Source organism: Paracoccus caeni (assembly GCF_016629665.1).
Classification (GTDB): Bacteria; Pseudomonadota; Alphaproteobacteria; order Rhodobacterales; family Rhodobacteraceae; genus Paracoccus; species Paracoccus caeni.
On sequence record NZ_JAEPRQ010000015.1, the window covers coordinates 22,291 to 28,842 of the forward strand.

A 6,552-nucleotide genomic window follows, 5' to 3' on the forward strand; every position below is an offset into this window, starting at 1 on the left:
GCCGAGCCATGGAGGAAATCATGGAGTATCGTCTTAAGTTAGAACCGTTTACGCCGGTTTTGCATACAAATACGGGCAATGTGGTAAGTGATGTTCTGATCGTCGACGACCATCCGCTGATGTGTGAGGCGTTGTCGATGACCTTCACCGCGGCTTTCGGCCTGAAACGGGTGCGCACCGCATCCAGCCTTGCCGCCGCAGAGGCATCGATTCGCGCCGATGGGGCGCCGCATGCCGTGGTGCTGGATCTGAACCTGCCCGATGTAGAGGGGATCGAAGGCGTTGTCTGCCTGAGATCGCGGGCGCTGGGGGCTTATCTGAGTGTGCTTTCGGCAGAGGTCGATCCGAATATGATCGCCTCGGTTCTGGCCGCGGGTGCCTGCGGCTATATCGAGAAAAGCCTGCCCAGAGGCGAGATGCTGGATGCGTTCCGCCGCATGTGGAACGGCGAGATCATCGTGCCGGAAGGCTATGAGGAAGGGGATGGCAACAGCGAAGAAGCGGCTTTGGCGCAGACATTCTCGACGCTGACACCGCAGCAGATGAACATCCTGCGACTGATCTGTCAGGGGCGGCCCAACAAGATCATCAGCTACGAGCTGTCGATCGCCGAGGCGACGGTCAAGACGCATATCGCGGCGATCATGTCCAAGATCAATGTTCGCAATCGCACTCAGGCAGCACTTCTGGCCAGCCGGGCCCGGCTGTTCGTCCGCTAAGCCATGGTGAAGTTCGATCGCGTCGCCGAGCAGCATCCCTTCGTGCTTTCGGCTCGTGGGGATTGCGAAGAGCTTTGCGACACCATCGGGCGCCGGATCGAAGCGACGCCGCTGTCGCTACTGCTGCTGTTTTGTCCCGACGGGGCAACGGTCGCGCCGCTAAGTGGCGCGTTGTCGGCCCGTTGCGGGGAGCGCTGCCGGGTGCTGGCATGTTCCTCGGCTGGCGGGTTCGCCTTTGACGGCTATGACGATGAAAGCGTGATTGCCATCGCTTTTCCAGCGGCCAGTTTCGCGGCCGAGGCGGTGTGGCTGGCCAATCTGCGCCAGCACATGGCGCTGGACTGGATGATGTCGCTGCGCAACCTGTCTGAAACCTTTCGGATCACGCCGGGGCAAAACCGTTTCGGATTGCTGTTGATCGACGGCATGAGCCGCCGCGAAGAACTGGTGACTGCGACCGTTGATGCGACCATTCCCGATCTGTTGGTGCTGGGCGGCTCGGCGGGCGACGGATTGCGGTTCGAAAATACCAGTCTGGCGATGGATGGTGAGGCGCGGGACGAAAGCGCGATCTTTTGCATGATCGCGACGGATTTTGCCATCGAAGAGGTGATTTTCGATCATTTCAACCCGGTCGGAAGCCCGATGGTGGTGACCGACGCCGACCCCGACAATCGCATTATCCGCGAGATCAATGCCGAACCTGCCGCCGCCGAATATGCCCGCCTGATCGGTCTGACCGAGGCTGAACTGGGGCCGCGCGCCTTTGCCGAAAACCCGCTGCTGACCCGGTCAGGCGGGCGGCATTTTGTCCGCGCAATCAGCGGGGTCACCGCCGAGGGTGGACTATCGCTGATGTCGGGGATCGATATCGGTGCGATCCTGACCATCGGTCGCCCGGAAAGCCTGACCAGGGGATTGCGACAGCGGATGGAACAGATCGGACCGGCTGAACTGGTGCTGGGCTTTGATTGTGTACTGCGGCGCATCGCCATTGAGCAGGCGGATGAGATGGACACCCTTGGCAGTCTTTGCCGTGATCATCGCGTTGCCGGGTTCAGCACCTATGGCGAACAGCATGGCGGTATTCATGTGAACCAGACCTTTGTGGGCCTTGCATTCATCGCACCCCGCAGCTCTGCGGAACAGGACGGAGCCGGCGATGTTGCGTGACAGTGACGATTGCGACCGTCGCGTCGAAAAGCTGGCCAAGATCAACACCGCCCTGATGCATCGGCTGGAACGGATCGAGGAAACCCGCGGCCCGGCCTATGCCCTGACCCGCACCGCCGCTGTTCTGGAGCGCGAGGTGGTCGAACGGAACCGCGATCTGGAAGCGGCTTTGTCCGATCTTGCCGCCACCAATACCGAACTGGTCAAGGCGCGCGAGGTAGCCGATCAGGCGAACCGGGCGAAGTCGCGTTTCCTGCGCGCGGCCAGCCACGATCTTTTGCAGCCGCTAAGTGCTGCCAAGCTGCTGTTGTCGCATCTGCGCGATCTGGCCTCGAACGAGCTTCAGCGCGATCTGGGCTCGCATCTGATGGCCACGATCGATTCGGCCGAGGAACTGATCCACGCCCTGTCGAATATCGCGCGGCTGGACAGCAATTCGTTGCAGATGAACCCGGCGCCCGTCGCGATGAGCCGCCTGTTCCGGCGCCTGATTATCGACATGCACCCGCTGGCGACCTCGCGTCATATCGATCTGCGTTTCGCCTCGACGGCGGCAACCGTGGAAAGCGATCCGGTCTATCTGCGCCAGATTGCCCAGAACCTGATTGCCAATGCCTTGAAATACACGACCGGACGTAAGGTGCTGGTCGGCGTGCGCCGGGAAGGTGCGCATATATGGCTTGAGGTTCTGGATCAGGGGCCGGGCATCGCGCCCAACGATCACGCCCGGATCTTTCGCGAATTCGAACGTTTGTCGCAGACCGACCGGCCCGGTACGGGTCTTGGCCTGTCCATCGTGCAGCGCGCCTGCGAACAGTTGGGACATCGGCTGGAACTGCATTCCGAACCGGGCCGGGGATCGCGCTTTCGGGTGCGTCTGCCCGCGATCCCAACCAGCGCGCCGATCCCGGCACTGCCCTCTGTCCACGAAGATTTCTCGCTCTGGGCGATAGAGCTGGAGGGGTTGCGGATCATGGTGATCGAGAACGATCCGGCGATGCGCAAGGTGTTGGGCTATACGCTGAACAGTTGGGGAATGAAGGTCGTCACGGTCTCTGATATTGCAGCGGCCCGCCGGGCTGCGTCCAAAGCGCGGCCCGATGTGATCCTGACCGATTACCGGCTGGAGGCGGGTGAAACCGGAATTCATGCGCTGGAGGCGCTGAAGCTTGATCTGGGCGCAGAGGTTCCGGCGGTGATCTTAAGCGCTGAAGCCGCCGATACGATCCGCGCCGAGGCATCGGGCCATCTTCCCCTGATCCTGAGAAAGCCTGTCGCGGAAATCGAACTGTGCCGGGCCATTCACTCTGTCCTCGGCAGCAAACCGACATGATCTGTCGGCCCAGCTTGCGGATGCGTCTTTGGCTGGCTGCGACCACGCTTGCGATGCTGGCCGTGATCGCCGCCGCCATTGCCGCGCATGGGCTGTTGCGCACGCAGGCCTGGGCGACCGAGGCGATGACGGCGCAGCAGCGGATCGAAGCCTATGGTAGCTATTCCGCCCGCGTGAACGACTGGATGCTCGGCTGGCTGACGCAGGCGGGCAGCGTTCCCGATGCCGGCGGGGTGATGCAGGCTATGGATAATCTGGATCGTCTGGTGGCCGAGGATGTCGCTGCCGCCACGGATGAGGCCGAGGCGACACGCCGCGCCCGGCAAAGCATGACCCCGGCGCGGTTACGAGGTCTCTTCGGGCAGTTGCAGAACACGCTGGTCCAGACGCCCCCCGGCACGGCCGAAGGTGACGCCGCCATCGTTTTCTATGCCGCGCAAGCCCCGCAGGTCGTGGCTGGCCAGATCGAGCAGGAGGCCCGTCGTCGCGACATCGCCCTGGCGACGATGGAGGGGCTGCGCCGCCCTTTCCTGTGGTCGGCCATCGGGATCGGCGTGGCCGTGCCGCTGGTGCTGATGGCCCTTTACCTTCTGGTGCTGCGACCGCTTTTCAGCCGTCTTGGTCATGCCACCCGCGCCGCCGAGGCGATGGCTGCGGGAACAATTCCCCCCGGCGCGGGCGGGCATGACGAATTGGGGCTGATGTTCGCGCGGCTGCGGCAGATGTCGGCGCGGGTTGCCCGGCGCAGCGCCCGGCTGGAAACCATCGTTCAGGAACGAACCGCCTCGTTGTCGCAGGCGAATGACCGGCTGGCCCATATCGATGCCAACCGGCGGCGGTTCTTTGCGGATGTCGGGCATGAATTGCGAACGCCGCTGACGGTGATCATGGGAGAGGCGGAACTGGGCGCGCGCAGCAAGGATGCGGAACTGCGGGCCTCGTTCCAGACCATCATGGCCCGCGCGCAGCGGCTTTTCCGGCGGATCGAGGATATCCTGCGGATCGCTCGCTCTGAAAATGGTCAGCTTGAACTGGTCAGCGACCGGGTTGCGCTGAACCTTGCCATCGAGGCGGCGCTGGCCGATCTGGCGCCGGTCCTGCGGCGCGCGGGGATTACGGTAACCCATGAGGTGCCCCAGCTTGCGGTTGCAGGTGATGCGGAATGGCTGCGGCAGGTCTTTGCGGGCCTGTTCGAGAATGCGGCGAAATATGCCGGGCAGGGTGCTGAGGTCGGTGTCAAAGCAGCGCAGGTCGGCGATATGGTCCGGATCGACATCGCTGACAATGGCCCCGGCGTTTCCCCCGACATGCAAGAGCAACTTTTCGATCGCTTCAGCCGGGGGCAGGACGGAGCCGGTTTCGGCGTGGGACTTGCCTTGGCCCGGTGGGTCGTGGAAGCATCGGGTGGAACGCTTGATATGCTGCCCGTAGAAAGCGGACTGCATCTGCGGATTGCATTGCCACTATGGAAGGAGGGGTGATGGCGCGGATCCTTGTGATCGAAGATGATCCCGACATTGCCTCGGTCCTGATGCGCGGGCTTGGCGCTGCGGGCCATACCGTCGACTGGGCCGAAACGACCGAGGCCGCGACGCAGCACATTGCCGCGGCACCCTGTGACGCAGCGATTATCGATATGATGCTGGGTGCCGATAGCGGCGCCGATCTGCTGGCCGACCTTCGGGCGCAGGGCCACCGGATGCCCGCGATCATGCTGTCGGCGCTGGCCCGTGTCGAGGATCGGGCCGAGGGGCTGGAGGCCGGGGCGCAGGACTATGTGGTGAAGCCCTTCCAGCTTTCCGAACTGCTGGCCCGGCTCGAGGTGCAGTTGCGCCGCACAGCGCCCCGTGTCGTGCCGGTGGTGCTGGGCGGGCTGACCTATGACCCGGCAACCCGCACCGCCTTGGGCGCGGATCGTAACGTGGTGATGACCGAGCGCGAAGGCGATCTGCTGGTCTATCTGATGAAACGCTCTGGCACGGTTCTGACGCGCGGCGAGATCTTCGATGCGATCTGGGCGCCGCAAGGCGGGTCGGACAATGTGGTCGATGTCTATCTGGGCTATCTGCGGCGGAAGCTGGCGGGATTTCAGCCCTATGGTCTGATCCTGCGAACCGTGCGTGGGCGCGGCTTCATGCTTGTCGTCGAGGATACGGAATGAAACACCTGCTGGTCGCATTGCTGCTGACAGCATCGCCGGGAATGGCAGAGGAGGTTGCCGACCTGCTGTTGCAACCCGGCTTGCTGGCGGAAATCCCGGCAGTAGATTTGCCGCAATATCTGCATGCGCGGCACCTGCCGGAAACTGGTGGAGGTCTGCCGGGCGTAACACAGGATGGCGTAACCCCCGGCAATGTCGAGGGTGATCATCTCAGCCTTGAACGCATTGCCGTGGGCGATGGCGAGCAACTGGCCCTGTCGCTAACCCAGGCCGGGCAATCCCGCGTCGTGGCACAGTTTCCGATGCAAAGCGCCAATCCGATCCTGCTGTTCTTTCTTGAAAACGTCGTCCGCAACGTCGCGGCGCAGACCGGCGGCAGCCCCTATTACATCCGCAACCGGATCCGTGACGCCCTGATTGCCACGCCTGCCGATCAGGCCGAGGCTGCCGAAACCCGGATCGTCCTGCATCCATTCGCCGATGATCCAAACCGCGCAAGGCTTGGCGATTTCGCCGATCTGGCGATCACCTTGCGCTATGACGCCGCCGATCCCGTGCGGCTGGTAGAACTTTTGGCGGATACCGGAGCGGGAACCAGCGGCTATACTGAGACGATGACGCTTGTTCCGGAGAAGTGATGTTGAAGCGGCTTCTTCCCCTGCTGCTTGCCTGCGCGATCCCCGCGCAAGCGCAGGTCGTCAATGATTACCCTACCGATGCGCGGGCCGAATATGTCTTTGCCTGCATGGCGGTGAACGGCCAGACACAGGATGCCATGCGGCGTTGTTCCTGTTCGATCGATACCATCGCCTCGATCCTACCCTATGACGATTACGTCGCCGCCGAAACGGTCATGCGGATGCGGATTGGCGCCGGGGAACGAAGCGCGATGTTCAGAGGCGCCCCGACCACGCAGGCGGTGCTTGCCAATCTACGACGCGCACAGGCTGAGGCGGAGATCGTCTGCTTCTGATCGCCACCATCGATGGATCAGTTTTAGAATATAGACAAATTCATCATTAACTCGATCCGCAAGATGCCGAAACTAGGTTATGTTGACAAAAGGGATTCCGCTGGCAGGCGTCCTATGATTCAAGCTCATCTCTACTTGGGAGATGGGCTTGGCGCGCAACCTGATATCCGACGATGAGTGGGCCTTCTTTGAG

The 6,552-nt window shown here is 62.6% G+C and carries 7 protein-coding genes; all 7 read left to right on the top strand.

The features are described 5' to 3' along the window. Positions 1-20 precede the first annotated feature (20 nt). From JJJ17_RS19975 to JJJ17_RS20005, 7 genes are read left to right on the top strand one after another with little or no spacing between them, the layout of a single operon-like run. The gene (locus tag JJJ17_RS19975; RefSeq protein ID WP_200689638.1) at positions 21-719 is read left to right on the top strand and encodes a LuxR C-terminal-related transcriptional regulator; all 699 of its coding nucleotides are present in this window, start codon (positions 21-23) and stop codon (positions 717-719) included. Between the two features lie 3 nt (positions 720-722). After that, positions 723-1,892, top strand: coding sequence for an FIST N-terminal domain-containing protein (locus tag JJJ17_RS19980; RefSeq protein WP_200689640.1), 1,170 nt, complete (start codon positions 723-725; stop codon positions 1,890-1,892). Further along, entirely contained in the window at positions 1,882-3,225 is a 1,344-nt protein-coding gene (locus tag JJJ17_RS19985) for an ATP-binding protein (protein ID WP_200689642.1), read from the top strand. The genes JJJ17_RS19980 and JJJ17_RS19985 overlap by 11 nt, the downstream gene beginning before the upstream one ends. Continuing rightward, entirely contained in the window at positions 3,222-4,706 is a 1,485-nt protein-coding gene (locus JJJ17_RS19990; RefSeq protein WP_200689644.1) for a sensor histidine kinase, read from the top strand. The genes JJJ17_RS19985 and JJJ17_RS19990 overlap by 4 nt, the downstream gene beginning before the upstream one ends. After that, positions 4,706-5,386 carry a response regulator transcription factor gene (locus JJJ17_RS19995; protein ID WP_200689646.1) on the top strand — a complete coding sequence of 227 codons (681 nt, stop codon included), beginning with the start codon at positions 4,706-4,708 and terminating at the stop codon, positions 5,384-5,386. Before JJJ17_RS19990 ends, JJJ17_RS19995 begins: the two co-directional genes overlap by 1 nt. Continuing rightward, positions 5,383-6,024 (top strand): hypothetical protein, encoded by a 642-nt coding sequence (locus tag JJJ17_RS20000; RefSeq protein ID WP_200689648.1) that lies wholly within the window; start codon positions 5,383-5,385, stop codon positions 6,022-6,024. Before JJJ17_RS19995 ends, JJJ17_RS20000 begins: the two co-directional genes overlap by 4 nt. Further along, positions 6,024-6,359, top strand: a complete 336-nt coding sequence (locus JJJ17_RS20005) for a hypothetical protein (protein WP_200689649.1) — start codon at positions 6,024-6,026, stop codon at positions 6,357-6,359. Before JJJ17_RS20000 ends, JJJ17_RS20005 begins: the two co-directional genes overlap by 1 nt. Positions 6,360-6,552 lie beyond the last annotated feature (193 nt).